This is a genomic window from Aeromonas sp. FDAARGOS 1403 (genome assembly GCF_019047325.1).
Lineage (GTDB): Bacteria > Pseudomonadota > Gammaproteobacteria > Enterobacterales > Aeromonadaceae > Aeromonas > Aeromonas dhakensis.
Map to the genome: position 1 here is coordinate 3,609,222 of NZ_CP077249.1, position 25,438 is coordinate 3,634,659.

Here is a 25,438-nt window from a genome sequence, read left to right on the forward strand (position 1 = left end):
CAGGGGGCCTGAGCCCCCTGTCGTCGTTCCCGATTGCCATCAACCGCGGTCCAGCAGGATGTTGAGCATGCGGCGCAGCGGCTCGGCGGCGCCCCACAGCAGCTGATCGCCCACGGTAAAGGCGGCCAGGTACTCCGGACCCATGTTGAGCTTGCGCAGACGACCGACCGGGATGCTGAGGGTGCCGGTGACGGCGGCCGGGGTCAGCTCGCGGGCGGTGATGTCGCGATCGTTGGGGATCACTTTCACCCAGTCGTTGTGGGCGGCCAGCAGGGCTTCGATCTCGGCTAGCGGCACATCCTTTTTCAGCTTGATGGTGAAAGCCTGGCTGTGGCAGCGCAGGGCGCCGATGCGCACGCACAGACCATCCACCGGAATGGCGGCGTTTTCGATACCCAGGATCTTGTTGGTCTCGGCCTGGCCCTTCCACTCTTCGCGGCTCTGGCCGTTGTCGAGCTTGGTGTCGATCCAGGGGATGAGGCCACCGGCCAGCGGTACGCCGAAGTTGTCCACCGGCAGGGTGCCGGAGCGGGTCTTCTCGGTGATCTTGCGCTCGATGTCGAGGATGGCGGAGGCGGGATCCGCCAGCTCCACCGCCACTTCATCACGCAGCAGCCCCATCTGGGTGACCAGCTCACGCATGTGGCGCGCACCGCCGCCGGAGGCGGCCTGATAGGTGGCCACGCTCACCCACTCCACCAGATCGGCCTTGAACAGGCCACCCAGGGCCAGCAGCATCAGGCTGACGGTACAGTTGCCGCCGACGAAGGTCTTTATACCGTCGTTCAGGGCATGTTCGATGACGTCGCCGTTGACCGGATCCAGGATGATGACCGCGTCCTTCTCCATGCGCAGGGAGGAGGCGGCATCAATCCAGTAACCCTGCCAGCCGGCGGCTTTCAGGCGCGGATAGACATCCTTGGTGTAGTCGCCGCCCTGGGCGGTGATGATGACGTCCTGTGCGGCCAGCGCCTCGATGTCGAAGGCATCCTGCAGGGTGCCGGCATCGACGCCGAAATTGGGGGCGGCCTCACCGGCCTGGGAGGTGGTGAAGAAGGTGGGCTGAATGCGGGCAAAATCCTTCTCTTCCTGCATCCGGCTCATCAACACCGAACCCACCATGCCACGCCAACCGACCAAACCTACTTTTTTCATAATGTCCTACCCTGGATAGCTGCTTATAGAAACCGAGTGTGATAACCGTGATCCCTTGTCCGGCGCGGGCCGTTTACAAGGGATTCACAAAATATGGGTTGCGAAAAATGCGTCTGTCCACATTACGGATTGTGACGGCGGGCGCAAGTCGAATTGCGCAATATTCTGTGCCGTTCGCTGCAATATCCGTCAGCCTGGCCGGCCTGCGGCCAGCCGGTTGGCATCCCGCCACGACTTGGGGCATCATTGAGACCGACCGGCAGCCCCGCTGCCCCTCGGGGACGACCCCGAGGCCTCCTGATGCGCAGGGACGACCCTGCTTCCTGCGGAATCTTCCCTATGTCCTGGTTGCTCCTGCTGCTGGCCGGCCTGTTCGAGGTCGCCTGGGCCATCGGCCTCAAATATACCGACGGCTTCAGCCGTCCCCTCCCCACCCTGCTGACCCTGCTCGCCATGGGAGTGAGCGTGCTGCTGCTCGCCATGGCGGTCAAACAGCTGCCCCTTGGCACCGCCTACGCGGTCTGGACCGGCATCGGCGCGGTCGGCACCGTGCTGATGGGGATCTGGCTGTTCAACGAACCGGCCCCCCTCGCCCGGGTGCTCTGCCTGCTGCTGATCATCGGCGGGATCCTGGGTCTGAAATTCATCGGCTGAGCCTTGACCCTGGGCGGTTGAAAGGAGAGCAAAACGGGGCATGGGCCCCGTTTTTTGCCTGCCAAACGCGCCGACCCCTGCTATTATCTGCGGCCAAACATGAGCCAATAAAAATCAGGATATCGTGATGACCGACCACACTTTTATTCCCGGCAAGGACGCGGCGCTGGAAGACTCCATCGAACGCTTCCAGACCAAGCTGCAAGCCCTGGGGTTTGATATCGAAGAGGCCTCCTGGCTCAACCCCGTGCCCAACGTCTGGTCCGTGCACATCCGGGACAAGGAGTGCTCCCTCTGTTTCACCAACGGCAAGGGTGCCAGCAAGAAGGCGGCGCTCGCCTCCGCCCTCGGCGAATATTTCGAGCGTCTCTCCACCAACTACTTCTTCGCCGACTTCTATCTGGGCGAGCAGGTTGCCAATGGCGACTTCGTGCACTACCCGAACGAGAAGTGGTTCCCCATCGAGGGGGATCAGCTGCCCGCCGGTCTGCTCGACAGCTTCACCCGCAAGTTCTACAACCCGGACGGTGAAGTGACCGCCGACATGCTGGTGGATCTGCAATCCGGCAACGAGGAGCGCGGCATCGTCGCCCTGCCCTTCGAGCGCCAGTCCGATCACCAGACCGTCTACATCCCGATGAACATCATCGGCAACCTCTACGTCTCCAACGGCATGAGCGCCGGCAACACCAAGACCGAGGCCCGCACCCAGGGCTTGTCCGAGGTGTTCGAGCGCCACGTCAAAAACAAGATCATCGCAGAAGCGCTGAGCCTGCCGGAGATCCCGGCCGAGGTGATCGCCCGTTACCCCGGCATCAAGGCCTCCATCGAGGCGCTGGAAGCCGAAGGCTTCCCCATCTACAGCTTCGATGCCTCCCTGGGTGGTCGCTACCCGGTCATCTGCGTGGTGCTGCTCAACCCGAGCAACGGCACCTGCTTTGCCTCCTTCGGCGCCCACCCGCGTTTCGAAGTGGCCTTCGAGCGCACCGTCACCGAGCTGCTGCAGGGCCGCAGCCTCAAGGATCTGGATGTGTTCGTACCACCCTCGTTTGACAACGAGCAGGTGGCGGATCACCACAACCTGGAGACCCACTTCATCGACTCCTCAGGCCTCATCAGCTGGGACCTGTTCAAGCAGGATGCGGACTTCGAGTTTGCCGACTGGGACTTCCGCGGCACCTCGCAGGAGGAGTTCGACCACCTGATCGGCATCTTCCACGAGCTGGAGCAGCCGGTCTACATCGCCGACTACGAGCACCTGGGCGTCTACGCCTGCCGCATCCTGGTGCCAGGCATGTCCGACATCTATCCGGCCGAAGATCTGCTGCTGGCCAACAACACCATGGGTGCCCACCTGCGGGAAACCATCCTGGCGCTGCCGGCGCTGGAGTGGGACGCGGAGCAATACATGGCGCTGTTTGACCAGCTGGATGAAGAGGGTCACGACGAGCGCACCCGGGTGCGCGAGCTGCTCGGCATCGCCGCCGCCAAGGGCACCGCCCTGCACACCCTGCGGGTGGGCGAGCTCAAAGCCATGCTGGCGCTGGCCGCCGGAGAACTCGACACAGCGCTCGATCTCATCGACTGGACCATGGAGTTCAACCAGTCGGTGTTCCCGGCCGATCGCGCCAACTACTATCGTGCCCTGCGCGCCTGCGTCGAGCTGTTCCTGGACGAGGATCGTGACCCCGAGCAGTACCGCGCCGTGTTTGCCCGCATGTATGGTGAACAGACGCTGGCGCAGGCTTGGGCCCACGCCAGCGGTGAAGCGCGCTTCCACGGACTGGCTGCCGCCGATCTCTCCCTCAGCCAGTTCCCGCTGCATCAGAAGCTGCTGGCTGCCTATGAGAAGCTGCAGAAGGCCAAACGAGCCCATTCATGGGGTTGATGTGGTAACATTCCGAAGGGGCCCTGATGGCCCCTTCTCTTTTATGGTCAGCCAAGTGGCCATTTGTTATTCAAAGATGAAATAAAAAACAAAAAATACCTCTTAGGGGGTTGCCAACAAGGAGTAGCGAGTGCTGGGGAGACGCAAAGATGCCTTGCCGGCACACTTTTTCAGGGATGAAAAATAAATTGTTTAAAATCATGACATTAAAAAAACCACGTTTCTGTTTCAGCTGAAACCTGGTGTAAAGAATCGCTGCCGGGGGACTCAAATATTTGTAGTAAAATTACATTCACAATCTGCAATTCTTGATCGGAGTCAATTTTGACGATCTGGCCCTTTGTTATGATTTCCACAGGCAAAACATCAGGTACATGAGAATTGAAAGCAGAATCTCCCTTTGATTGTCTCAAGCCAGAAGCCATCGCTGCACTGGCAGAAGATATAACCTATGCCAAGGCCACCAAGCCCGCATACAAGGTCATCCCCCTGGCCATCACAGCTGGCGCCTTCATCGCCATCGCTTTCGTCTTCTACATCACAGTCACCACGGGTGCCGGCAATGTGGCCTGGGGCCTCAGCAAGCTGGTCGGCGGTCTCTGTTTCGCTCTTGGCCTGATCCTCTGCGTGCTGCTCGGCGCCGAGCTGTTCACCTCCACCACCCTCACCTTGGTGGCCAAGGCGGCGAATCGCATCAGCTGGGCCCAGCTGTTCAAGAACTGGGGACTGGTCTACTTCGGCAACCTCATCGGCGGTCTCATCATCGTCGGCCTCATCATCATGTCGGCCGAATACATGGCGGCAGATGGTCAGTGGGGCCTCAACGCCCTCAAGGTGGCCCAGCACAAGATCCACCACACCTTCTTCGAAGCCGTGGCGCTTGGCATCCTCTGCAACCTCATGGTGTGTCTCGCCGTGTGGATGGCGTTCGGCGCCCGCAGTGCCACCGACAAGGTGATGGTCATGCTGCTCCCCGTCGCCATGTTCGTGGCCTCCGGTTTCGAGCACAGCATCGCAAACATGTTTATGATCCCGGTCGGCATCGCCATTCACAGCGTCGCAGGCCCGGAATTCTGGCAGGCCATCGGCCAGGACCCGGCGACCTTTGCCGACCTGACCGTATCCAACTTCGTCCTGCACAACCTCATTCCTGTCACCATAGGTAATATCATTGGTGGTGGCGTCATGGTTGGGCTGACTTACTGGTTTATCTTCCGTCGCCATCATTAAGGATGGCGGCAGACACATAAATACCTTGAGAGGTAATGAAAATGGCAGAACTTAACGAACAGTTCCAAAAAGCATGGGAAGGCTTCGCGGCCGGTGAATGGCAGACCTCTGTCAACACCCGTGACTTCATCCAGAAGAACTACACCCCGTATGAAGGTGACGAGTCCTTCCTGGCTGGCGCGACCGAAGCTACCACCAAGCTGTGGGACAAGGTCATGGAAGGCATCAAGATCGAGAACCGCACCCACGCGCCGGTCGATTTTGATACCGACCTGCCCTCCACCATTACCGCTCACGATGCCGGCTATATCGATCAGAGCCTGGAGCAAATCGTTGGTCTGCAGACCGACAAGCCGCTCAAGCGCGCCATCATCGCCAACGGCGGTATCAAGATGGTCAAGACCTCTTGCGAAGTGTACGGTCGTCAGCTGGACCCCATGGTCGAGAAGATCTTCACCGAGTACCGCAAGACTCACAACCAGGGCGTGTTCGACGTCTACACCAAAGACATCCTGAACTGCCGCAAGTCCGGCGTCATCACCGGTCTGCCGGATGCCTACGGCCGTGGCCGTATCATCGGTGACTACCGTCGTGTTGCCCTGTACGGTATCGACTTCCTGATGGCCGACAAACTGGCTCAGTTCAAGTCCCTGCAGGCTGACCTGGAAAACGGTGTCAACCTGGAAGCCACCATCCGTCTGCGCGAAGAGATCTCCGAGCAGCACCGTGCCCTGGCCCAGATGAAGGTGATGGCTGCCAAATATGGTTGCGACATCTCCGTTCCGGCCAAGACCGCCAAAGAAGCCGTACAGTGGACCTACTTCGCCTACCTGGCGGCAGTCAAGTCCCAGAACGGCGCGGCCATGTCCTTCGGTCGTACCTCCAGCTTCCTGGACATCTACATCGAGCGTGACCTGCAAAAAGGCCTGATCACCGAGCAAGAAGCCCAGGAGCTGATGGACCACATGGTCATGAAGCTGCGTATGGTTCGCTTCCTGCGTACCCCGGAATACGATTCACTGTTCTCCGGCGACCCGATGTGGGCTACCGAGACCCTGGCTGGTATGGGCGTTGACGGCCGTACCCTGGTCACCAAGAACAGCTTCCGTATGCTGAACACCCTGTACACCATGGGCCCGTCCCCTGAGCCGAACCTGACCATCCTGTGGTCCGAGAAGCTGCCGGTCGGTTTCAAGAAGTACTGCGCCAAGGTATCCATCGAGACCTCTTCCGTTCAGTACGAGAACGACGACCTGATGCGTCCGGACTTCAACAACGATGACTACGCCATCGCTTGCTGTGTGTCCCCGATGATCGTCGGCAAACAGATGCAGTTCTTCGGTGCTCGTGCCAACCTGGCCAAGACCATGCTGTACGCCATCAACGGCGGTATGGACGAGAAGATGAAGCTGCAGGTGGGTCCGAAGACCGACATGATCACCTCCGAGTACCTCGAGTACAACGACGTGATGGATCGTCTGGATCACTTCATGGACTGGCTGGCCAAGCAATACGTTGCCGCGCTGAACATCATCCACTACATGCACGACAAGTACAGCTACGAAGCCTCTCTGATGGCGCTGCACGACCGTGACGTCTATCGCACCATGGCTTGCGGCATCGCCGGTCTGTCCGTTGCGGCTGACTCCCTGTCTGCCATCAAGTACGCCAAGGTCAAGCCGGTTCGTGACGAAGATGGCGTGGCCATCGACTTCGAAATCGAAGGCGAGTACCCGCAGTTCGGTAACAACGACGCTCGCGTCGATGACATCGCCTGTGACCTGGTAGAGCGCTTCATGAAGAAAATTCAGAAGCTGAACACCTACCGTGGTGCCGTGGCTACCCAGTCCGTGCTGACCATCACCTCCAACGTGGTGTACGGCAAGAAGACCGGTAACACTCCGGATGGTCGTCGCGCCGGTGCGCCGTTCGGCCCGGGTGCCAACCCGATGCACGGTCGTGACCAGAAGGGTGCCGTTGCTTCCCTGACTTCCGTCGCCAAGCTGCCGTTCGCTTACGCCAAAGATGGTATCTCCTATACCTTCTCCATCGTGCCGAACGCGCTGGGTAAAGACATGGAAGCCCAGAAAGCCAACCTGGCCGGTCTGATGGATGGTTACTTCCACCACGAGTCCAACCTGGAAGGCGGTCAGCACCTGAACGTCAACGTGATGAACCGTGAAATGCTGCTGGACGCCATGGAAAACCCGGAGAAATATCCGCAGTTGACCATCCGCGTATCCGGTTATGCCGTTCGCTTCAACTCTTTGACCAAAGAGCAACAGCAAGACGTCATCACCCGTACCTTCACCGCCTCTCTGTAATAGAGTCTCGGTGAACAAAAACCGGCGCCCAGGCGCCGGTTTTTTTATGCCTGATAGTCAGGGAACATAGGCCTGAAAACCTGCAGGCAGGGCCGGCACTCCCCTTCTCTCACCCCACCTTGTTCAGGGCCGCTCCCCTGCTGCCAGACGGCGGTTGATATCGGCGATAACCGGAGCGATGTCGGCCAGGGTATCGATCACGTAATGAGCCCCCGCCGCCCGCAGTTTGGCCTCGGCCGGTGCGCGCCTAGTGGCGATCTCCGCCTCGCTCATGGCGGAAAACGCTTCCCAGGTGGCGCCAAACTCGTTGCCGGAGACCGACAGACCTACGGTCCACATGCCCGCATTCAACCCTTCGCTGATACCCGGCACGGCATCATCCACCTTGATGCAGCGATGCACCGCGCTCACTCCCAGCTCAATCACGTTGGCCAGCGCCATCCAGGGGCCGGGGCGACCACCTGCCTTGAGGTCATCGGTGGCGACCCAGTGATCCGGCCGATAGCCATGATCGGCCGCCGCCGGTACCAGCGCCTCCATCACCGGACGGGGGTAACCGGAGCAGGAGCCGATGCGCAGCCCTTGAGCTCGCAGAGCCTCCAGCACCGGCAGCACACCCGGGATGGGGGCGGCGAAGCGGGTCACGGCGGCAATCTGCAGCGGCATAAAGGTGTGATAGAGGTGGTCCACCTCGGCGTGGCTCATGGGGTGGCCAAAGCGGGCCTGCCAGCGCGCATCCACCGAGGGCAGCCGGCCGAGCGCCGCGATATGGTCCCACTTGCCCAGCCCCATGGGCTGGCGCGCCTCATCCAGGGTCACAGCAAAGTCATAGGCGCGGGCGAAGGCCTCGACGAAGATGGAGGTGGGGGCGAAGGAGCCGAAATCGACGACGGTGCCGGCCCAGTCGAGGATCAGCGCCTCTATGTCTGTGGTCGGGTGGATGGCAGTCTGCAAGTCAGTCATGGTGGTGTTCCTGTTGCGGTGAAGACGCGATCTCGCCGAGGGCGCGATCGAGAATAGCGATGGCGCGCACCAGATCGGCGCGGGCGATATTGAGCGGGGGCGAGAGCTGGATGACGTTGCCCTGGGAGACCTTGAAGCTGAGCCCGAGCTCCAGGCAGCGGTAGAGCAGCCGCTCGGCGGCCTGACTATTGCGCTTTCGACTCTGGTGATCGACCACCAGATCGAGCGCCCAGAGCAAACCTATGCCGCGCACCTGCCCGATAAGGGGGTGGCGCTCAGCAAGCGCTGCCAGTTCGCGATCCATAAAGCAGCCATCCTCCCGCGCTTTTTCCAGCAGCCCCTCTACACGGATGGTGGCTATCGTGGCGAGCGCCGCCGCGCAGCCGATGGGGCTCTTCTCGTGGGTGTAGTGACCGAGCGAGATGGCTGCCGCCTGGTTGAAACGGTCGCGGGTGATGAGCGCCGCAAACGGCACCATCCCGCCCCCCAACCCCTTGCCCAGACAGATGATGTCGGGCTCGATGCCAAACTCCTCGAAGCTGAACCAGTGGCCGGTGCGCCCCAGGGCATTCGGGATCTCGTCGACGATCAGCAGCACATTATGGCGATCGCAGATCTCCCGCACCCGTTGCCAATAGGCCCTTGAGGGCACCTGCACATCGGTGTTGCGGATGGGCTCGGCGATAAAGGCCCCAATGCCCCCCTCCTTCTCGATGACGTACTCCAGATAATCGGCGTAGTGCAGATCATCCCCCTCCCCGCGATACCAGAGGCCGCGATAACGGGTGGGGGGCGGGATGCGCTCCACTCCGGCCATCAGCGGGCCCATGCCGGCGCGAAAACAGGCCTCGCCGCCGACCGAGATGGCATCGAGGGAGGCGCCGTGAAAGGCATCCCACAGGGACACCACCTTGCTGTTGCCGGTAATAAAGCGGGCGAGCTTCAGGGCAATGCCCACCACCTCGCTGCCGCCGGGGGCGAACAGCACCCGGTTGAGATCGCCGGGGGCCAGCTCGGCCAGGGTGCGGGCGCAGTCGATGGCGACCCGATGGGTGTAGCGGCGGGGCACAAACGGCAGATCGGCGAGTTGCTGCTGCACCGCGGCCACCACCTTGGGGTGACCGTGACCCAGCTGATGGACACTGTTGCCGTGGAAATCGAGGTAACGCTTGCCCGATACGCTGGTCAACCAGCTCCCCTGCGCGCGCTCAAGCAGATCGAGACAGGGGGTGGAGAGCGCCTGATGGAGAAAGTAGCGGCTATCCTCCGCCAATCCGGCCTGTACCTCTTCGCTCTGACCCGCCCACCAGCGCGCCCGCCCTTCGCCGAGGTTGATATCCCCTTCGCTATCGGCGCGGCCGCTACCGTGCAGCTTATGGTCATGTAAATCGTGGCCACGCAGATCGCAACCGTGAAGCGCTTGGCTCGTCATCGCGCAGCCCCTTGCCAGTAGCAGGCGCTGGCCATGGCGGCGAGCAAGCAGCGCACCCGCTCAGGGGATACGTCGCCGATATTGCCAATGCGGAAGCAATCGGCCTGGGAGACCTTACCCGGATAGATGACAAAGCCCTGCCCCTTGAGCCGCTGGTAGAAATCGGCGAAGCGGTAATCCGGGTGGGCCGGAGAGTAGAAGGCGGTGATGATGGGGGATTGCCATTTTTCTGGCAGCAGCGGCGCAAAGCCGAGAGCGGCCATCCCCGTCACCAGCGTGCGCTGATTCTCGCTGTAGCGCCGATGGCGGGCGGCAATGCCCCCCTCTTCGTCCAGCTCGCGCAGGGCCTGGGCAAAGGCGAGCACGGTGTGGGTGGGCGAGGTAAAGCGCCATTTGCCACCCTGCTGTTCCATGGTCTGCCATTGGGCATGCAGGTCGAGGGAGACCGAGCGGGCGCGACCGGCGCAGGCTATCAGCGCGGCGCGGCGGGCGATGACGAAGCCAAAGCCCGGCACCCCCTGAATGCACTTGTTGGCGGAGCTGATGAGAAACTCGATGCCAAGGCGGCCCATGTCGATGGGGATGCCGCCAAAGCTGCTCATGGCATCGACGATCAGGCGAATGCCGCGGTGCTGGCAAAGCGCAGCCACCTCGTCGAGCGGGTTGAGCATGCCGGTGGTGGTCTCGCAGTGCACCATGGCCAGATGGGTGATCTCGGGGTGGCGCGCCAGCATCGCCTCGATGGCGGCGGGCTCGGGGCGGCTTGTCTCGCCGCAGTCGAGCTCATGGTGACGCAGGCCAAGACAACGGGCCATCTCCCCCATGCGGGCGCCGTAGGCGCCGTTGTTGATGATAAGCAGACACTCGTCGACGCCTATCGCCGAGCCCAGCACGCTCTCCACCACATAGCTGCCACTCCCCTGCAGCAGCACGGCGCTGTAGTCGCCCTCATATTCAGGGCCAGTGGCGAGGCGCACCAGCTCGCGGCGGATGGGCTCCACCACCCCCTGGTTGTAGTCCGCATCCCAGGTGCAGCTGTCTTGCAGCATGGCGGCGCGCACAGTGGCGGTGGTCGAGAGGGGGCCCGGGGTCAGCAGCAGGTAATCGACGGCGGCAGGGGCCGCAGGAATATGGGTCATGACTTCGCTCCTTTTGGTATATACCAGAATGAGCGCATTGTGGGTAACTGCCCCGCCAAGGTCAAAGGGGTGGCGCTACGTGCAACAAAAAATTCATTTACGGCGCCGGGATCGCGATAATCTAGGAAGCCTGAACAGCAGGGGCGATGCTGGTATCTACCAACATGTTTTTATTTCGTCGTTTAACGGTCGGGCTGATGACCAGCCCTGCGCCCAGCCCATTGCCCAACTCATTGCACAACTTATTGCAAAACCAGGGATTTTCATGAGCAAACCCCAATACCTGCAGATCAAGGATGCCCTCGCCAACCAGATCCTGGCGGGGGGGCTGGCCCCCAACGACAAGCTCCCCTCCGAGCGACTGCTGGGGGAACTCTATGGCACCACAAGGGTCACCATCCGCGAGGCGCTGGTGCAGCTGGAGGCAAACGGCCTTATCTATCGGGAGGATCGCCGCGGCTGGTTTGTCACCCCGCCGCGCTTTCGCTTGAACCCCAGACGCACCTCCAACTTTCACCAGATAGTACGTGAGCAAGGGGGCGAGCCGCGCACCGAGCTGCTGGAGAAAAGCCGCCAGGCAGTGCCGCCCGCGTTGATGGCACAGTTGCAGCTCAAGCCGTTCGACAGCCTGTTTCTGCTCAAGCGGCTGCGCTACGCCAACGGGCGCGCCATCTGCTATTGCGAGAACCACTGCCTGCCAGAGCGGGTACCAGGCCTGCTGGAGCTGGATCTCAACGGCAGCCTGACCGAGATCTACCAGGCCCATTACGATCTTCACTACGCCCGCATGCAGGTGCGCTTCTTCCCCACCGCCCTGCCGGATGAGGTGGCCAAGGCGCTGGGGGCCACCGCCGGTCTGCCCGCCCTGCGCCTCGAGCGACTCAACTTCGATCAGCACGGTCGGGTGCTCGACTTCGATCTGGAGTACTGGCGCCACGACAGTCTGGAGATCGAGGTGGATACCCAGGATTAGTCGCGGACACATCAGGAACAGCAAAACGTCACGGGGCCGTCACGGTCACGTCATAAAGATCCCCTAGCCTCTCTTTCGACCAATCTGGTTTATACCAAGCCAATTCATATGGAGAAGAGGATGAAACAGGGAACCCATCTGCTGGCCACCGCCGTGGTGGCCGCCATGACAGCCCCGGCACTGGCCGCCACCGATCTCACCGTCTATACCGCCTTCGAACCGGAACAGCTCGGCGAGCTGAAGACCGCGTTCGAGCGCCAGCATCCGGACATCAACATCAAGTGGGTGCGTGACTCCACCGGCGTGGTCACCGCCCGCTTGCTGGCAGAAAAAAACCAGCCCAAGGCGGACGTGGTGTGGGGACTGGCGGCCACCAGCCTGATGCAGCTTGATCAGCAGCAGATGCTCAATGCCTATGCGCCGAAAGGGCTGGATAAGCTCGACAGCCGCTTTCGCGACAGCAAGGCCGAGCCGCACTGGATCGGTCTGGACGCCTTCTTCAGCGCCATCTGCTTCAACAAGGTAGAGGCCGAGAAACAGGGGATCCCGGCCCCCACCAGCTGGGCGGACCTGACCAAGCCCGTCTACAAGGGCAAGGTGATCATGCCCAACCCCAGCTCCTCCGGCACCGGTTATCTGAGCGTCGCCGGCTGGCTGCAGACCATGGGTGAGCAGCAGGGCTGGCAATTTATGAACGGGTTGCACCAGAACATCGACCGCTACACCCACTCGGGCTCAGCCCCCTGCAAGCTGGCCGCCAGCGGCGAGACGGTGATCGGTATCTCCTTCGACTTCCCGGCCACCAGCCTCAAGGCCAAGGGCGCCCCCATCGAGGTGGTGTTCCCGAAAGAGGGCTCGGGCTGGGACATGGAAGCCGCCGCCATCATCAAGGGCACCCCCAAGCTCGAAGCCGCCAAGCAGCTGCTCGACTTTGCCGCTACCGAACAGGCCAACGCCCTCTACAACAAGTCGTTCGCCGTGGTCGCCATCCCGGATGTGGCCAAGCCCAGAGCGGGCTATCCGGCGGATATCAAGGGTCAGATGATCGACAACGACTTTGGCTGGGCAGCCCGCGAGCGCAACACCATCCTGGCCCAGTGGAGCGCCAGCTTCGACGGCAAGACCGAAGCCAAGCAGTAAGCGTGAAGGGCTGCGGTTTGTTCACGCCACACACCGCAGCCAATAAACTGCTTGTCGAAGGCCAACATGTGTTGGCCTTCGCTTTTTTGGCATCGCCTCCCCTGTTTGTGTCGCCCTCAATGGGTGGCACCCCATCCACAAGCGACCAAGCCATCTGCTGATAACCCGTCGTCATCTGACGGTCATCAAGCTGTCATCCCTCGATCACCTGACCGTCACATTTCACCCACAAACTGGTATATACCAAATCAGTAACGAGTCGAACCATGACCCAGCCCTATCTGGACATTCAACATCTCAACAAGCAGTTCGGTGCTTTTCAGGCCCTCAAGGGGATCTCTCTGACCATTGAGCCGGGGGAGTTTATCTGCTTTCTTGGCCCCTCCGGCTGCGGCAAGACCACCTTGCTCAGAGCCATCGCCGGGCTGGATCTGCCGGACAGCGGCGAGATCTGGCAAGGGGGGCGCAATATCTCCCAGCTGCCGCCCCAGCAGCGCGACTTTGGCATCGTGTTTCAGTCCTATGCCCTCTTCCCCAACCTGACGGTGGCCCAGAACATCGCCTTCGGCCTTGAGAATCAGGGGCTGGCGCGGGATCTTATCAAGGAGCGGGTCGATCACTGGCTGGGGCTGGTGGATCTCACGGCCCAGTCCCACAAATACCCGAGCCAGATCTCCGGCGGCCAGCAGCAGCGGGTGGCGCTGGCCCGTGCCTTGGCCCTCTCCCCCGGTCTGTTGTTGCTGGACGAACCGCTCAGCGCCCTGGATGCACTGGTGCGCACCCACCTTCGCAGCGAGATCCGCGCCCTACAGCAGCGCCTTGGCATCACCACCATCATGGTGACCCACGATCAGGAAGAGGCGCTGACCATGGCCGATCGCATCGTGGTGATGGATAGCGGCCGCATCGTGCAGGTGGGCACCCCGCAGGAGATCTACCACCAGCCTGCCAGCCGCTTCGTGGCAAGCTTTGTCGGCACCATGAACTTCCTCGACACCCTGGTGCTGAGCCCCACTCAGGTGCGCCTTAACGATCAACCGTTGCCACTCACCAACCGGGCCACGGCCGGCAGTAAATTGCAGGTGGCGATCCGCCCCGAGGCGATCACCCTGAGTGCGCCGAGCGAGCCCTATCTTGGGAAGCATGGCGTTGAGGCAACCATCGATCAGGTGGAGTTTCTCGGCGCCGCCCAGCGCCTTATCTGCACCGCCGACACCTATCTGGGCCCGCAGCAAATTCTGGTGGAGCGCCCGACCCACGAGCTGCCCCGCCACGAGCAGGGGGGCTGGCGCAGCGGCATGCGCTGCTCGCTGCACTGGCCCGCCGGAGCGATGCAGCTGTTTGAAGGAGAGCGCCCATGACAGCCCCCCTTGCGACCTCCTCCCTGCTGCCACCAGCGACAGCCCGCCAAGACTCCCACTGGCAGCGGCTTTGTCGCGGCTGGAGCCGGGATCAACTGCTGCAGCTGATCCTGCTTTTGCTTGGCATCGCCCTGCTGGTGGGGGGCCTCTTGCTACCGCTGCTCACCATGCTGCAAAAGAGCCTGCAGGATGAGAACGGCCTCTGGGTGGGCCTTGCCAACTTCAGCGCCTACTTCGACTCCCCTCATCTGGGGCGCACCATTGGCAACACCCTCTGGCTCGGGGTGCTGATCACCGCGCTGGTGGTAACCATCGCCTTTGGTTACGCATATGCCCTCACCCGCACCTGCATGCCGGGCAAGGGGCTGTTTCGCCTCATTGGTTTGATCCCGCTCCTGATGCCCTCCCTGCTGCCCGCCATCAGTCTGGTCTACTGGTTTGGCAATCAGGGGATCGCCAAGGGGCTGCTCGGCGGCGAGAGCATCTACGGCCCCATCGGTATCGTCATTGGCCTTGGCTTCTGGTGCTTCCCCCACGCCCTGATGATCCTTATCACGGCGCTCGGTCAGAGCGACGCCCGCCTCTATGAAGCCTCCCGGGTGCTGGGCAGCCGCGGCTGGCGCACCTTTGTCACCGTCACCCTGCCCACCGCCCGCTATGGCCTGCTCAGCGCAGCCATCGCGGTGTTCACCCTCACCATCTGCGACTTCGGGGTGGCCAAGGTGATTGGCGGCCAGTACAGCGTGCTGGCCACCGATATCTACCGGCAGGTGATCGGGATGCAGAACTTCTCCCTCGGTGCCGTTGCCAGCGTCACCCTGCTGCTGCCGGCGCTCTTGAGCTTTGCGCTGGAGCACAGGGTGCGCAGCAAGATGCAGGAGCAGAGCAGCACCAAGGCGGTGCCCTATCGCCCCAAACCCCATCGGCTGCGGGATCTGCTGGCGCTCGGCTGGTGCACGCTCTGGGCCCTGCTGTTTCTGGCGCTGGTGGGCATGGCCGTTTACGGCTCCCTGGTGCAGTTCTGGCCCTACAACCTCGCTCTGACGCTGGATCACTACGCCTTTGACAGCAACAGCGTCTATGGCTGGCAGCCCTTTACCAACACCTTGCAGTTGGGCCTCTTTACCGCCATCACGGGCACAGTGCTGGTCATGGTGTTGGCCTGGGCGCAGGAGAAGGGACGCCACTTTGCATGGCTGCGCCAGTTACTGCATCTGCTCGCCATGCTGTCGCTGGCGGTGCCCGGCATGGTGCTGGGGCTGGGTTATATCTTCTTTTTCAACGGCAATCCGCTCTTTGGCAGCCTCTACGGCAGCCTGCCGTTAATGGTGCTCTCCTGCGTCATCCACTACTACACGGTGGGTCATATGACGGCGCTGACCAGCCTGAAACAACTGCCCAAGGAGCTGGAACTGGTGGCCATCTCATTGCGCATTCCGCTCTGGAAAGCGTTCTGGCGAGTCACCCTGCCCGCCTCCCTGCCCGCACTGCTGGAGATCTTCATCTATCTGTTCGTCAACGCCATGACCACCACCTCGGCGGTAATCTTCCTCTATTCGAGCGACAGCGTGCTCGCCTCCATCGCCGTGCTCAATATGGAGGATTCTGGCGACACCGCCGCGGCCGCCGCCATGGCTACCCTGATCCTGCTGGCCGCCGCCACCGTCAAGCTGCTCCAGCTCTTTTTGAGCCGCACCCTGCTGGATCGCACCCAGCGCTGGCGCCACCCATAACCTTATCGAGGAGTCATGATGTCCACTCTCCCCTTCTGGCTGGCCGAAGCGCTGGCCGCCGAACAGCCCGCGCCCCCCACGCCACTTTGCGGCAACCACGAGGCCGATGTCTGCATCGTCGGCGGCGGCTTTACCGGGCTGTGGAGCGCCATCGCCCTTAAAACAGCCGAGCCACACTTGCGCATCATGGTGCTGGAGAAAGATCGCTGCGGCAGCGGCGCCTCCGGGCGCAACGGCGGCTGCCTGCTCAATTGGTCGGCCAAGTACCTGACGTTAAAGCGCCTCTTTGGCGAACAGCAGGCCGCCTGGCTGGTGCAACGCTCCGAGCAGGCGGTGCACGAGATTGCCCGCTTCTGCGAACAGCACAATATTGAGGCACAGCTGAGGGTCGAGGGCACCTGTTACACCGCCACCAGCGAGGCGCAGCGCGGCCTGATGGAGCCGGTATTACGTGAGCTACAGCGAGCCGACCTTAACCAGTGGCAGGCGATTGCGGAGGGTGAACTGGCGAGCCAGAGCGGCTCTCACGTTCATCTGGAGGGGCTCTACAGCCCCCACGCTGGCTCGGTGCAACCGGCACTGCTGGTGCGCGGCTTGCTGCGGGTGGCGCGGGAGCTGGGGGTCGAGGTCTATGAAGGCTCCCCCATGCAGCGCCTTGAGGCGGGCCAGCCGGCGCGGGTGCAAACACCGCAGGGCGAGGTGCGTGCCCGCAAGGTGGTGCTGGCCCTCAACAGCGCCATGGTTCAGCACTTTCGCGAGTTTCGCCGCAGTATCGTGCTGGTCTCCTCCGATATGGTGATAACCGACCCCGCGCCAGATGCACTGGCCGCCCAGCAGGTTGCGCACGGCCGCTCCGTGGTGGATGGCCGCACCTTTGTGCATTACTACCGCTCCACCCCGCAAGGGCGGCTGATGCTGGGCAAGGGGGGCAACACCTTCGCCTTTGCCAACCGCCATCTGGCCGAGTTTGATGCGCCGAGCCGTTATCTTGCCCCCCTCACCCGCACCCTGCGCCGCTTCTTTCCGGCCCTTGCAGAGGTGCCCATCGCCGCCAGCTGGTGCGGTGCCTCCGACCGCTCGGTGGATGGCCTCCCCTTCTTCGGCCACTGGCGAGGGCAGCCCAATATCGTCTATGGCCTCGGCTACTCCGGCAACGGGGTGGCGCAGAGCTGGATGGGCGGCCAGATCCTGGCGGCCTTGGTGCACGATGAAGTGCGGGAAGCGGACAAGCCGTGGCGCGACTGCGCGCTGGTCAGCGGCCCGCGCGGCTATTTTCCGCCCGAGCCATTTCGCTGGCTGGGCGCCATGGTGGTGCGCAACGCCATCCGGCGCAAGGAGCGGGCGGAAGATGAGAACCGCCCGGTGGCCTGGTATGACAAGCAGCTGGCCAAACTTGCCGATGCGGCGGGCAAGGCGGACAAATAGACGCCTTCGTCCAGCGCTTAGGAAAGCACCAGAAAGCCGAAGGGGCAGGAGAGTGATGACTCCCCTGCCCCTTCGCAGTTGGTACGGCTCGCAGCTGACCCGATAGACAGGCTGGCGTTAGCTGGCCCAGGTAATGATGTGATCGATCCAGTCGCCGGCATCCACCTCGTGCACCACCTTGCCGCGCACCGACTGGCCGGCCTGGTGCATGGCGCTGCGGCTGCCGGTGATAAGCGGATGCCACTCTGGCAGGCTCTGCCCCTCCGCCAGCAGGCGGTAGGCGCAAGTCGACGGCAGCCAGTCATATTCGGCAATCTTGTCGTGGGTGATCTGCAGGCAGTCCGGCTCTTTCTTAAAGCGGTTGCCGTAGTCGGAGCACTGGCAGGTCTTGGTATTGAGCAGGTTGCAGGCCACGTTGGTGAACACCAGCTCCTCGGTGTCCTCGTCGATCAGCTTGTTCAGGCAGCACTTGCCGCAGCCGTCGCACAGGGACTCCCACTCCGTCATGGTCATCTGTTGCAGGCTCTTCGCCTGCCAAAAGGGGGCGTTCTGCACGGGTTCTGTTTGCTGCGCGTTTTGCTGCATGAAGATAGGCTCACTCAATACACTGACAAGCGCGTGGTTATACGCCCTATGGCCCGATTTTTCAAGGTTGGCAGCTTTGACATGACGACCAAATGGATGCTGCCAACAGGAGAAGAGGTACAGGAGGTATCTCGGTGTAACAGAGGATGATTCAAGGCCTCCGCTATTAAAATACAAGGACCTTACATCTATTAAAAATCAACTAAATCTCAATTGCCACCTATTTTATAAACTCACAGTTGACTTAAGAATAATAGATTTACAGCCATACCTATCAAGATAACACTGCAAGAACGGTTTAATCCAATCTGAACAGCAGGTTTAGACTGTATCCAAGGAGATAACACTCCAGCCAAGTAACCTATTGGTAATTTTACTAAAAAGGTAAGGAACGCAAAAGATGCCCCTAAAAACAATAATGCTTGTGTCGATGACGCACTATCAACACTGACAAACTGAGGTAGATAGGCAAAATAAAACACTGCTATTTTTGGATTGCTTATGTTAGAGATCATTCCTTTAAAGAAGAAAGAACTCATACTCCCATCGACGCCTCCCACATTTTCAAAGCCAATAGCTGACACTTTAAATAATTTTACTCCAAGATAAAAAAGGTAAGCCGCACCGACATACTTCATTATATCAAAGGCTAACTCTGATGCTTGCAACAAGGCACCTAAGCCTAAAGCTACCAGAATTGTATGGCCCAACAATCCAGTCGCGACCCCAGATGCTGTAATCACTCCAGCCTTCGGGCCTCTTGCTATAGAACTGGATAGTACCAACACCATATCTTGCCCTGGAGCCAAGACGATCAACAATGATGTAGTGATGAAAATAAAGAGTGTCGAGTCAATCACGGACAATTACCTTTGGTTATTTATCTTGTCCCTGAAAGTTACCATTAAACTCTCACTTACAGTTTGTTCAAAAGCCGATTTAGTATTGCCAAAAGCTGATTCGTGCATTATCTCGCTCGTAGCTTTCTAGGTTGATAGCCGTAGTAATGACTAAATCTAGAGCTGAATGCAGATGAATCCTGATACCCGACCTCGCCCGCTATGACGTTGACAGGGTAGTCAGTATTGACCAGCAATGCCCTTGCTTTTTCCATCCTTAAATGCAGCAGATATTGTCCTGGTGTTTTCCCTGTTTCATTTTTAAATAGTGTTTTGAATTGACTTATGCTCAGGCAAGCGACAGAAGCTAATTCATCCAGTGAAGGCGACATTCGGATATCATTTTCCAAGTGTTCTATTGCTCGGGAGATCCTCTTATCTGTATTCAGCAAAAATGGTTGTTCGCTCAGAAGCTGAAAAAACCAATTCCCCATACTACTTTCCAGTGTCGGACTGGTTCGGTACTCAAGTTGCTTTTGAACAAAGAAGCAGAAGGCTTGAACAGGTTCGGAGATTTTCACAAAAGACTCTTGTAGCTTCTCTATATTTGCAGGAAGTTCACTTAAATCTGCAACCAGAAAATATGACCCTTTTTCTGGTGCAAATGTGTGCTCATCCCTAGCAAGAGTTATGATACATTGCCCAGGAACCCCTCTTCCTGCATGCCGGCCTGTATGCATGTCAACCGCACCGATTAAAGGAAACACCAATTGGTGATGGTCATGTGCGTGGGTATGTGACACAAAAGTATATGAGCGAATCGATAATTTAGCCGTCATATGTTCCCCAAAGCTGTGTGCATCCACTCTTCAACAGGTTTGTCTTGGCTGATGTGCATTGAAAAAATAGCTAATGTATATGGCCTACAACACTAGCACCAACCCTTTTAGAATATCAAGAATGGCCATCTTACCCATAGCTTCGCTTGTTATGAACTATGTATCCATTTGTTGAGGGGGATGAATAGATTAGAACTCCAGACAGTTTTCCTGCCCTGCCTGCTTATAGTAGTTTGGTTCAGCATAATTTGTTGCATGATTAATTACAGGGCAACAAGAGAAGTCAATGATAATAATGCTCAGCACTGAAATCTGAAAGGATAGCCCGGCTATTTTTAAAGCGGTTGCCTTAGTCGGAGCACTGGTGTCCTCGTCGACCTGCTTGCTCAGGCAGCACTTGCCGCAGCCGTCGCACAGGGACTCCCACTCGGCCGTGGTCATCTGTTGCAGGCTTTTTCCTGCCAAAAAGGGGCGCTCTGCACGGGATCTGTTTGCTGCATGAAGAAATGCTCACTCAATACACTGACAAGCGCGTGGCTATACGTGCTATGCCAGATTTTTCAAGGTTGGCGGCGGTTTTGCCTGCAGTCCGAGAGCGATGTCATTAACGGTGATTCATGTTATCCCATCCAGATAATCAGACTGGCAGATCTCCATCTAACGGTTGTCATTTCTACCCGCTGGTGGGAGGAAATAGCTGTGGCATACTAGCCTACCCCGCAGATCCGAATATGATCTGCTATTCGAACCTGCGGGTGAACATGAACTGATCTTATGGATTAATGGGTCGTGTGATGAAGACAGTATTGATAACGGGGGCGAGCAGAGGATTGGGGCTGGCACTTGTCCAGACTTTTTATGAACACAAGTATCAGGTTTATGCAGTTGTCAGAACCGCCAATGCCTATGACATGCTGATGGCTATGTACCCTGGAGTCTCTGTGCTTGTTGCTGATGTAACTCATGAAAACTACGAGGCTCAGCTTTCCGGGTTTATCGAGCACACGAAGATAGATATTGTCATAAACAATGCGGGCTCCGCCGGCACCCCGGGTATAGATACCAAGCGCAGTACAGGCGACCAGCTCACTTATGAATTTAAAACGCACTGTGTCGGCGCTCTTTCTACCGTCAAAGCCCTGCTGAACCATGAAAATAGAATACAACCATCCTTGATCGTCAATATCAGTTCAAGGAGAGGATCATTGAACATGCAAGCAGCAGGCGCAGCCAAGGGAATTATGTGCTCTTTCTCTTATCGCATTGCGAAGGCGGCCCAGAATATGTTGTCACTCTGCATGGCGGATGATTTGGAGAGCATGGGTATTAAAGTGATCTCGGTCCACCCCGGGGCATTGCTCACCAAAATGGCCCCTGCCGATGCGACGCTGACACCGGAGCAATCCGCAAGCAGACTGGTTGACATGATCGAACGTGATGATGTTAATTCACGGGATTTTATTTGCTTGGAAACAGGGAAACTTCCGTGGTGAATCACAGCATCGGTTCGAACAGTACAGTATCAAGCGCAGGCTTGTAGCCTAATAACTATTCAATGCGAATAACCAGTCACTACAGACTCTCTCAATCAGGTAGGCCACATGTCACCCATCCAGCGACCTACCTTTTCAACCATGTTTATACAACCGCATGCCATACCATGATGGTCGTTTCCCAATGACCGTGGGTTGATTTATGTATTGCGTTGAAGCCTTGCTGACGATAGAAGTCAACGTTATGTGTTTCACACTGCAAGTAGAGTGTCGCAACACCACGGGAAACGGCCATATCCTTGGCGACATTAATCATTTTTTTGGCGATGCCTTTTCTGCGGTGCGGCGCTGGAACATAGATACCACCAATCCAGAACTCATATTCAGGGTAGTTTTTATTTTCCTGGATTTTCAGTTCCAATGTTCCAACCAGTTCGCTATCGTCATGCGCGACCAGGCTAAATGGGATGTTTCTATTCAAGGCTTTTACTTCAACCTTTTTACGTACCATCTCTTTCGTAACGCCGGGCATCTGAGAGGCCCACTCATCGAAATACCAGTTAACTATTGTCGATACATCATGCGGATGATCCGCAAGCAATGAAATTTCCATATATTCCCTTTGCCAATATACAAAACATTCTTAGATTCGCGACAATGGATAATGATGTCAAATCATTAGAAATAAAAATGCCGCCCCAAAGGGCGGCATTTTGTTATCTGAGATAACAGGCTAACTTACCAACCGGTTACTTCACGCAGGGCCTTGCCGATATCGGCCAGGGAACGCACGGTTTTCACGCCGGCATCTTCCAGGGCGGCAAATTTCTCGGCCGCGGTACCTTTGCCACCGGCGATGATGGCGCCCGCATGACCCATGCGCTTGCCAGCCGGAGCGGTGACACCCGCAATGTAGGAGACCACCGGCTTGGTGACGTGGGCCTTGATGTAGGCAGCCGCGTCTTCCTCGGCGTTGCCGCCGATCTCGCCGATCATCACGATGGCTTCGGTCTGCGGATCATTCTGGAACATCTCCAGGATGTCGATGAAGTTGGAGCCCGGGATGGGGTCGCCACCGATACCGACGCAGGTGGACTGGCCGAAGCCCTCGTCCGTGGTCTGCTTGACCGCTTCGTAGGTCAGGGTGCCGGAGCGGGAGACGATGCCCACCTTGCCCGGCTTGTGGATGTGGCCGGGCATAATGCCGATCTTGCACTCACCCGGGGTGATGACGCCCGGGCAGTTGGGGCCGATCATGCGCACGCCGGTTTCCTGCAGCTTCACCTTGACGTCCAGCATGTCCAGGGTCGGGATGCCTTCGGTGATGGTGACGATGAGCTTGATGCCGGCATCGATGGCTTCCAGGATGGCGTCCTTGCAGAACGGCGCCGGGACATAGATGACGGAGGCAGTGGCGCCAGTGGCTTCCACGGCGTCACGGACAGTGTTGAACACCGGCAGGCCCAGGTGAGTGGTGCCACCCTTGCCCGGGGAAACGCCGCCGACCATCTGGGTACCGTAGGCAATCGCCTGTTCGGAGTGGAAAGTGCCCTGACCGCCGGTAAAGCCCTGGCAGATCACCTTGGTGTCTTTGTTGATCAGAACGCTCATTATTTGGCCTCCGCTGCTTTTACCACTTGCTGAGCTGCGTCAGTCAGACTCGTTGCGGCGATGATATTGAGGCCGCTGTCGGCCAGTTTACGGGCACCCAGTTCGGCGTTGTTGCCTTCCAGACGCACCACCACGGGCACTTTCACCCCCACTTCCTTGACGGCGCCGATAATGCCTTCCGCGATCATGTCGCAGCGCACGATGCCACCGAAGATGTTGACCAGCACGGCTTGTACCTTGCTGTCGGAGAGGATGATCTTGAACGCCTCGGTCACCCGCTCCTTGGTGGCGCCGCCGCCGACGTCCAGGAAGTTGGCCGGTGAGCCGCCGTGCAGGTTGACGATGTCCATGGTGCCCATGGCCAGACCCGCGCCGTTGACCATGCAGCCGATGTTGCCATCGAGGGCCACATAGTTCAGCTCCCACTGGGCGGCGTGCGCTTCACGGGGGTCATCCTGGGACGGGTCGTGCATCTCGCGCAGCTTCGGCTGGCGGTACAGGGCGTTGGCGTCGATGTTGATCTTGCCGTCCAGGCAGTGCAGGTTGCCCTTGTCGGTGATGACCAGCGGATTGATTTCCAGCAAGGCGAAGTCGCAGTCCAGGAACATCTGGCCCAGACCCATGAAGATCTTGGTGAACTGCTTGATCTGATCGCCGACCAGACCCAGTTTGAAGGCCAGCTCGCGGGCTTGATAAGGCTGCGGGCCTACCAGCGGATCGATGGCGGCTTTGTGAATGAGTTCCGGGGTTTCGTGGGCGACTTTTTCGATCTCCACGCCACCTTCGGTGGAAGCCATGAAGACCACACGGCGAGAACCACGGTCAACCACGGCGCCCAGGTAGAGCTCCTTGGCGATGTCGGTGCAAGATTCCACCAGGATCTTGGTGACCGGCTGACCGTTGGCGTCAGTCTGATAGGTCACCAGGTTCTTGCCGAGCCAGTTCTGGGCGAAGGCACGGATCTCGTCCTTGCTCTTGGCCAGCTTGACGCCGCCCGCTTTACCGCGGCCACCGGCGTGGACCTGGCACTTGACGACCCAGGTGTTGCCGCCAATCTTGTCGGCCGCTTCGGCCGCTTCCTGCGGGGTGGCACAGGCATAACCTTCGGAGACCGGCAGGCCATACTCGGCAAACAGCTGTTTTGCCTGATATTCATGCAGATTCATAGATGCTCTATCCGTGTTGTAGGTATTTCCGTCCGGGGCTCGTGTTTCTCAATCCCCTGTGAAAGAGGCCAAAGTGGCCCCTCGTTATCTTTCTAATTTCACTTTCACTCAGACGTTCCGTCAGGGCCGCGAGGGCCCCCGCTTGCCGCCGGGCGACAGACCCGGCGGCAAGCTTGTGGCGCGGCTTGGCAAGCCCACAGGCTTGCCACTCCGGCCGATTTCTTTAGACGTCCAGCAGCAGACGGGTCGGATCTTCCAGCAGCTCCTTGATGGAGACCAGGAAGCCCACCGACTCGCGGCCGTCGATGATGCGGTGATCGTAGGAGAGCGCCAGGTACATCATCGGCAGGATCTCGACCTTGCCGTCGACGGCCATGGGGCGGTCCTGGATCTTGTGCATGCCCAGAATGGCGCTCTGGGGCGGGTTGATGATCGGGGTGGACATCAGGGAGCCGAACACGCCACCGTTGGTGATGGTGAAGTTGCCGCCGGTCAGTTCGTCCACGGTCAGCTTGCCGTCACGGCCCTTGCCGGCCAGATCCTTGATGGCCTTCTCGATGTCGGCCAGGCTCATGCTGTCGCAGTCACGCAGCACCGGAGTCACCAGACCACGGGGGGTGGAGACGGCGATGCTGACGTCGAAGTAGTTGTGGTAGACGATGTCGTCACCGTCCAGCGCCGCATTCACTTCCGGGTAGCGCTTGAGGGATTCCACTACCGCCTTCACGTAGAAGGACATGAAACCGAGCTTGATGCCGTGCTTCTTCTCGAAGATCTCGCCGTACTGCTTGCGCAGCTTCATGATGGGCGCCATGTTGATCTCGTTGAAGGTGGTCAGCATGGCGGTGGTGTTCTTGGCCTCCAGCAGACGCTCGGCGATACGCTTGCGCAGACGGGTCATGGGCACGCGTTTTTCAGTGCGACCGGCCAGCGGGGCGACCGGTGCAGCCGGGGCTGCAGCGGCAACCGGCGCGGCGGCAGGCTTGTTGCCACCCTTGATGAAGGCTTCCACGTCTTCCTTGGTGACGCGACCGCCTTTGCCGGTACCGGTCAGCTTGGCAACATCGATGTCATGCTCGGCCACCAGGCGGCGCACGGAGGGGCTCAGGCCATCGGCGGCGTCATCGGCTACCGCTTCTACCGGCTTCTCCTTGGTCTCTTCACCGGCCACCGGGGCAGGCTTGAGCATGGCGATCAGCTGGCGGGAGAGCACGGTGGCCCCTTCGCTTTGCAGGATGTCGCCCAGCACGCCGGCTTCCGGCGCCGGCACTTCCAGCACGACCTTGTCGGTCTCGATGTCAACCAGCACTTCGTCACGGGCAACCAGATCACCCGGCTTCTTGTGCCAGGTCGCGATGGTGGCATCCGCCACTGATTCCGGCAGGTCCGGTACTTTGATCTCGATAGTCATCTAATCAGTTCCTTGTTTACTTCTTGGCCAGCGGGCTTGTTCTTGGTCGAAGAGGACGCTCCCGGGGAGCGCCCTCT

Annotated in this window: 21 protein-coding genes; 10 read left to right on the forward strand and 11 right to left on the reverse strand. The window is 59.4% G+C overall.

Annotated elements, in window-relative coordinates; genetic code table 11:
• Window positions 1-39 precede the first annotated feature (39 nt).
• Complete coding sequence (asd, locus tag I6L33_RS16725; protein WP_005300252.1) at window positions 40-1,155, reverse strand: aspartate-semialdehyde dehydrogenase; 1,116 nt, start codon at window positions 1,153-1,155, stop codon at window positions 40-42.
• A 339-nt stretch (window positions 1,156-1,494) separates the two neighbouring features.
• Between asd and sugE the strand changes: the two genes are divergently transcribed.
• The 4 genes from sugE to pflB all read left to right on the forward strand — a co-directional run bounded on the left by sugE (window position 1,495) and on the right by pflB (window position 7,251).
• The gene (sugE, locus tag I6L33_RS16730; protein WP_216972970.1) at window positions 1,495-1,809 is read left to right on the forward strand and encodes a quaternary ammonium compound efflux SMR transporter SugE; all 315 of its coding nucleotides are present in this window, start codon (window positions 1,495-1,497) and stop codon (window positions 1,807-1,809) included.
• 127 nt (window positions 1,810-1,936) lie between these two features.
• The gene (gene ycaO, locus I6L33_RS16735) at window positions 1,937-3,697 is read left to right on the forward strand and encodes a 30S ribosomal protein S12 methylthiotransferase accessory factor YcaO (protein ID WP_216972971.1); all 1,761 of its coding nucleotides are present in this window, start codon (window positions 1,937-1,939) and stop codon (window positions 3,695-3,697) included.
• A 381-nt stretch (window positions 3,698-4,078) separates the two neighbouring features.
• Window positions 4,079-4,927, forward strand: a complete 849-nt coding sequence (gene focA / locus I6L33_RS16740; RefSeq protein WP_019838684.1) for a formate transporter FocA — start codon at window positions 4,079-4,081, stop codon at window positions 4,925-4,927.
• Between the two features lie 41 nt (window positions 4,928-4,968).
• On the forward strand, window positions 4,969-7,251 hold the full coding sequence (gene pflB / locus I6L33_RS16745) for a formate C-acetyltransferase (RefSeq protein WP_005300244.1): 2,283 nt from the start codon (window positions 4,969-4,971) through the stop codon (window positions 7,249-7,251).
• Between the two features lie 123 nt (window positions 7,252-7,374).
• On the opposite strand, the gene phnX is transcribed toward pflB, so the two are convergent.
• From phnX to phnW, 3 genes are read right to left on the reverse strand one after another with little or no spacing between them, the layout of a single operon-like run.
• Entirely contained in the window at window positions 7,375-8,214 is an 840-nt protein-coding gene (gene phnX / locus I6L33_RS16750) for a phosphonoacetaldehyde hydrolase (RefSeq protein WP_126881982.1), read from the reverse strand.
• A complete protein-coding gene (locus I6L33_RS16755; protein ID WP_216972972.1) occupies window positions 8,207-9,646 on the reverse strand; it encodes an aspartate aminotransferase family protein in 1,440 nt (479 codons plus the stop codon). Before I6L33_RS16755 ends, phnX begins: the two co-directional genes overlap by 8 nt.
• Entirely contained in the window at window positions 9,643-10,785 is a 1,143-nt protein-coding gene (gene phnW / locus I6L33_RS16760; RefSeq protein ID WP_216972973.1) for a 2-aminoethylphosphonate--pyruvate transaminase, read from the reverse strand. The genes I6L33_RS16755 and phnW overlap by 4 nt, the downstream gene beginning before the upstream one ends.
• A 265-nt stretch (window positions 10,786-11,050) precedes the next feature.
• On the opposite strand from phnW, the gene phnR reads away from it, so the two are divergent.
• The 5 genes from phnR to I6L33_RS16785 all read left to right on the forward strand — a co-directional run bounded on the left by phnR (window position 11,051) and on the right by I6L33_RS16785 (window position 17,417).
• The gene (gene phnR / locus I6L33_RS16765; protein ID WP_005300236.1) at window positions 11,051-11,758 is read left to right on the forward strand and encodes a phosphonate utilization transcriptional regulator PhnR; all 708 of its coding nucleotides are present in this window, start codon (window positions 11,051-11,053) and stop codon (window positions 11,756-11,758) included.
• Window positions 11,759-11,878: 120 nt separating this feature from the next.
• Complete coding sequence (locus I6L33_RS16770; RefSeq protein WP_216972974.1) at window positions 11,879-12,898, forward strand: putative 2-aminoethylphosphonate ABC transporter substrate-binding protein; 1,020 nt, start codon at window positions 11,879-11,881, stop codon at window positions 12,896-12,898.
• A gap of 266 nt (window positions 12,899-13,164) precedes the next feature.
• Window positions 13,165-14,259, forward strand: a complete 1,095-nt coding sequence (locus I6L33_RS16775; RefSeq protein WP_216972975.1) for a putative 2-aminoethylphosphonate ABC transporter ATP-binding protein — start codon at window positions 13,165-13,167, stop codon at window positions 14,257-14,259.
• On the forward strand, window positions 14,256-15,992 hold the full coding sequence (locus I6L33_RS16780) for a putative 2-aminoethylphosphonate ABC transporter permease subunit (protein WP_216972976.1): 1,737 nt from the start codon (window positions 14,256-14,258) through the stop codon (window positions 15,990-15,992). Before I6L33_RS16775 ends, I6L33_RS16780 begins: the two co-directional genes overlap by 4 nt.
• Before the next feature lie 18 nt (window positions 15,993-16,010).
• Entirely contained in the window at window positions 16,011-17,417 is a 1,407-nt protein-coding gene (locus I6L33_RS16785; RefSeq protein WP_216972977.1) for an FAD-dependent oxidoreductase, read from the forward strand.
• Window positions 17,418-17,534: 117 nt separating this feature from the next.
• On the opposite strand, the gene I6L33_RS16790 is transcribed toward I6L33_RS16785, so the two are convergent.
• The 3 genes from I6L33_RS16790 to I6L33_RS16800 form a co-directional block, all read right to left on the reverse strand.
• Window positions 17,535-18,002 (reverse strand): YcgN family cysteine cluster protein, encoded by a 468-nt coding sequence (locus I6L33_RS16790; RefSeq protein WP_017787165.1) that lies wholly within the window; start codon window positions 18,000-18,002, stop codon window positions 17,535-17,537.
• 233 nt (window positions 18,003-18,235) lie between these two features.
• Window positions 18,236-18,862, reverse strand: coding sequence for a LysE family translocator (locus I6L33_RS16795; RefSeq protein WP_139430746.1), 627 nt, complete (start codon window positions 18,860-18,862; stop codon window positions 18,236-18,238).
• Window positions 18,863-18,969: 107 nt separating this feature from the next.
• Window positions 18,970-19,680 carry an AraC family transcriptional regulator gene (locus tag I6L33_RS16800; protein ID WP_201988614.1) on the reverse strand — a complete coding sequence of 237 codons (711 nt, stop codon included), beginning with the start codon at window positions 19,678-19,680 and terminating at the stop codon, window positions 18,970-18,972.
• A gap of 794 nt (window positions 19,681-20,474) precedes the next feature.
• Here I6L33_RS16800 and I6L33_RS16805 point away from each other — a divergent pair.
• The gene (locus I6L33_RS16805; protein ID WP_201988613.1) at window positions 20,475-21,173 is read left to right on the forward strand and encodes an SDR family NAD(P)-dependent oxidoreductase; all 699 of its coding nucleotides are present in this window, start codon (window positions 20,475-20,477) and stop codon (window positions 21,171-21,173) included.
• Window positions 21,174-21,318: 145 nt separating this feature from the next.
• On the opposite strand, the gene I6L33_RS16810 is transcribed toward I6L33_RS16805, so the two are convergent.
• The 4 genes from I6L33_RS16810 to odhB all read right to left on the reverse strand — a co-directional run bounded on the left by I6L33_RS16810 (window position 21,319) and on the right by odhB (window position 25,361).
• Window positions 21,319-21,786 carry a GNAT family N-acetyltransferase gene (locus I6L33_RS16810; RefSeq protein WP_201988612.1) on the reverse strand — a complete coding sequence of 156 codons (468 nt, stop codon included), beginning with the start codon at window positions 21,784-21,786 and terminating at the stop codon, window positions 21,319-21,321.
• 125 nt (window positions 21,787-21,911) lie between these two features.
• Window positions 21,912-22,784 (reverse strand): succinate--CoA ligase subunit alpha, encoded by an 873-nt coding sequence (sucD, locus tag I6L33_RS16815; protein WP_005300222.1) that lies wholly within the window; start codon window positions 22,782-22,784, stop codon window positions 21,912-21,914.
• Window positions 22,784-23,950 carry an ADP-forming succinate--CoA ligase subunit beta gene (gene sucC, locus I6L33_RS16820; protein WP_005300220.1) on the reverse strand — a complete coding sequence of 389 codons (1,167 nt, stop codon included), beginning with the start codon at window positions 23,948-23,950 and terminating at the stop codon, window positions 22,784-22,786. The genes sucD and sucC overlap by 1 nt, the downstream gene beginning before the upstream one ends.
• Window positions 23,951-24,173: 223 nt before the next feature.
• Window positions 24,174-25,361: a 2-oxoglutarate dehydrogenase complex dihydrolipoyllysine-residue succinyltransferase gene (odhB, locus tag I6L33_RS16825; protein ID WP_005300217.1), complete on the reverse strand. Its 1,188-nt coding sequence runs from the start codon at window positions 25,359-25,361 to the stop codon at window positions 24,174-24,176.
• Between the last annotated feature and the right edge of the window lie 77 nt (window positions 25,362-25,438).